Source organism: Kitasatospora sp. NPDC059571 (genome assembly GCF_042735675.1).
Classification (GTDB): Bacteria; Actinomycetota; Actinomycetes; order Streptomycetales; family Streptomycetaceae; genus Kitasatospora.
Map to the genome: position 1 here is coordinate 1 of NZ_JBHWBW010000702.1, position 2,711 is coordinate 2,711.

Sequence of the window (2,711 nt, forward strand, 5' to 3'; positions counted from 1 at the left end):
CCTCCCGGTAGCGGCCGCGGCCGGTACCGGGAGGCGGCGGCCCGGCTACTCGACGGTGACGCTCTTGGCGAGGTTGCGCGGCTTGTCGACGTCGCGGCCGAGGGCCACCGCGGCGTGGTAGGCGAGCAGCTGCAGCGGGATGTTGAGCAGCAGCGGGTCGAGCTCGGGCTCGCTCTTGGGGACGACGATGCAGTGGTCGGCGAGCTTGGCGTCGGGCTCGCGGTGGGCGATGGCGAGGACGCGGCCGGAGCGCGCCTTGATCTCGCCGAGGGTGGTGAGGTTCTTGTCGAGCAGCTCGTCGTCGGGGACGAGGGCGACGGTCGGCAGCTCGGGGCTGATCAGCGCGAGCGGGCCGTGCTTGAGCTCGCTGGCCGGGTACGCCTCGGCGTGGACGTAGGAGATCTCCTTGAGCTTCTGGGCGCCCTCGCGGGCGACCGGGTAGCCGCGGACGCGCCCGATGAACATCATCCCGGCGTTGTCGGCGTACTCGGCGGCGAGCTTGGCGATCGCGTCCTGCTGCTCCAGGATCTGCCGGATGTGGCCGGGCAGGGCCTTGAGGGCGCCGACGATGCGGCGGCCGTCGGCCGGCGAGAGGTCGTGGATCCGGCCGAAGTGCAGGGCGAGCAGGGCGAAGGCGATCACCGTGGAGGTGAAGGCCTTGGTGGAGGCGACCGAGATCTCCGGGCCGGCGTGCAGGTAGATGCCGCCGTCGCACTCGCGGGCGATGGCGCTGCCGACGGTGTTGACGACGCCGAGGACGCGGCCGCCCTTGCGCTTGATCTCCTGGACGGCGGCGAGCGTGTCGTAGGTCTCGCCGGACTGGCTGACCGCCACGTACAGGGTGTCGGCCTCGATCACCGGGTTGCGGTAGCGGAACTCGGAGGCGGGCTCGCTGTGGGCGGGGATGCGGGCGAGCTCCTCGATGAGCTGGGCGCCCATCTCGCCGGCGTAGTAGGCGGAGCCGCAGCCGAGGATCTTGACCCGCCGGATCTCGCGCAGTTCGCGGGCGTCCAGGTTGAGGCCGCCGAGGTGGGCGGTGGCGAAGCGCTCGTCGAGCCGGCCGGACAGGGTGCGCTCGACGGCGGCGGGCTGCTCGTGGATCTCCTTGAGCAGGTAGTGCTCGTAGCCGCCGGTGTCGAACGCGCCGACCTCCCAGTCGACGGTGGACGGCTGGCGGGTGACGGTGCGGGCGTCCTCGGTGAAGGTGCGGAAGCCGTCGGCGCGGACCACGGCGAGCTCGCCGTCCTCCAGGTGGACGACCTGCCGGGTGTAGCGGACGAGCGCGGAGACGTCGGAGGCGGCGAACATCTCCTTCTCGCCGAGGCCCAGCACGATCGGGCTGCCGTTGCGGGCGACCACGATCCGGTCGGGGCGGCGGGCGTCGACGACGGCGATGCCGTAGGTGCCGACCACGTGCTTGAGGGCGGCCCGGACGGCCTCCTCGAGCTCGGTGTCCTCGCCGGTGTGCGCGGCCACCAGGTGGGCGAGCACCTCGGTGTCGGTCTCAGAGTGGAAGACGGCGCCGTCGGCGGTGAGGCGGGCGCGCAGCTCCTCGGCGTTCTCGATGATGCCGTTGTGGACGACCGCGATGTTGCCGGCGTTGTCGGTGTGCGGGTGCGCGTTGGCGTCGCTCGGCTCGCCGTGGGTGGCCCAGCGGGTGTGGCCGATGCCGGTGGTGCCCTTGAAGCGGGCGGGCACGGCGGCGGCGAGGTCGGCGACCCGGCCCTTGGCCTTGCAGACCTTGAGGCCGCCGGACTTGCCCGTGACGGCGACGCCGGCCGAGTCGTAGCCGCGGTACTCCAGCCGGGCGAGGCCCTCCAGCAGGAAGGCGGTGGCGTCCTTGGGGCCGATGTAGGCCACGATTCCGCACATGGGTGGCAACTCCTTGGGTACAGAGGGCGGGCGGTCAGCCGCCGTAGACGATGCGGCGCAGCTGTCGGGTGGACAGCTCGGGTGCGGCGACCCGGCGGGCCGCGAGCTCGGCGCCGAGGCGGGCGAAGATCCGCTCGTTGGTCAGTCCGCGTGCCTGGAGCTCGCCGTGGCGGCGGCGGACGTAGTCCTCCGTGGATTCGGAGAAGTACGCCAGCACCTCCGCCACGACCCGCGCCGCCTCGCCCGGACCGAGCGGGCTGGTGCGGGTGAGGTGGGCGAGCAGGTCTTCGTGAGGGTGGGACGAACCGGGCACGACACCGGAGCCTATGCGCGCCGCCGCCGTAGACCCAAGATTTCTGCCCGATTTCGGGCAGGATCTTCGGATATTCGGGCAGTAGGGTCGGTTCTCGGGTAGGGCGGGCGGGGCGCGGCGCCCGTTCGGTCCGGCTTCCCGCGCCGGCCCCGAGGCCGTGTGAGACCGTGTCAGCGGACGGGGTGACGGCAGGGGAGGCCGTTGCGCCGGACGGGGGATGTCCTCGGCCGGACGTGCCGACACTCGGTCCTCGACGGCTGCCGCTCCGCGATTTCGGCACCGTCACCGCCAGGATGGGTGAGCCGCCTGTCCGTCATCGACCACGGGGGACTCCAGCCATGCATCCGCGGATCTTCGCGATCATCACCGCCTTCCTGCTCGGGGCCCTCGGCCTCGGCGCGGTGGCGGTGACCCAGTGGACCCCGGCGGCGGCGCCCGGCGCCCCCCGGCGCCCCCCCGCCGCCGGGGGGGGGCCGCGCGCGGGCGCGGCCCCCGCGCCCCCCCCCCCCCCCCGAGCACGCGCGGG

3 protein-coding genes are annotated in these 2,711 nt (G+C 73.4%); 1 reads left to right on the forward strand and 2 read right to left on the reverse strand.

Annotated elements, in window-relative coordinates; translation table 11 throughout:
- Window positions 1-45: 45 nt before the first annotated feature.
- Together glmS and ACFV0G_RS38030 are read right to left on the reverse strand one after the other, a co-directional pair.
- Complete coding sequence (gene glmS / locus ACFV0G_RS38025) at window positions 46-1,872, reverse strand: glutamine--fructose-6-phosphate transaminase (isomerizing) (protein ID WP_380558015.1); 1,827 nt, start codon at window positions 1,870-1,872, stop codon at window positions 46-48.
- A 34-nt stretch (window positions 1,873-1,906) separates the two neighbouring features.
- On the reverse strand, window positions 1,907-2,185 hold the full coding sequence (locus tag ACFV0G_RS38030) for a hypothetical protein (protein WP_380558018.1): 279 nt from the start codon (window positions 2,183-2,185) through the stop codon (window positions 1,907-1,909).
- 338 nt (window positions 2,186-2,523) lie between these two features.
- Here ACFV0G_RS38030 and ACFV0G_RS38035 point away from each other — a divergent pair.
- Window positions 2,524-2,711 (forward strand): hypothetical protein (locus ACFV0G_RS38035; RefSeq protein ID WP_380558021.1); only part of this gene is annotated, 188 nt, incomplete at its 3' end.

Coding starts and splice junctions, on each gene's coding strand:
- glmS (WP_380558015.1), bottom strand. CDS start 1,872: ATGTGCGGAATCGTGGCCTACATCGGCCCCAAGGACGCCACCGCCTTC.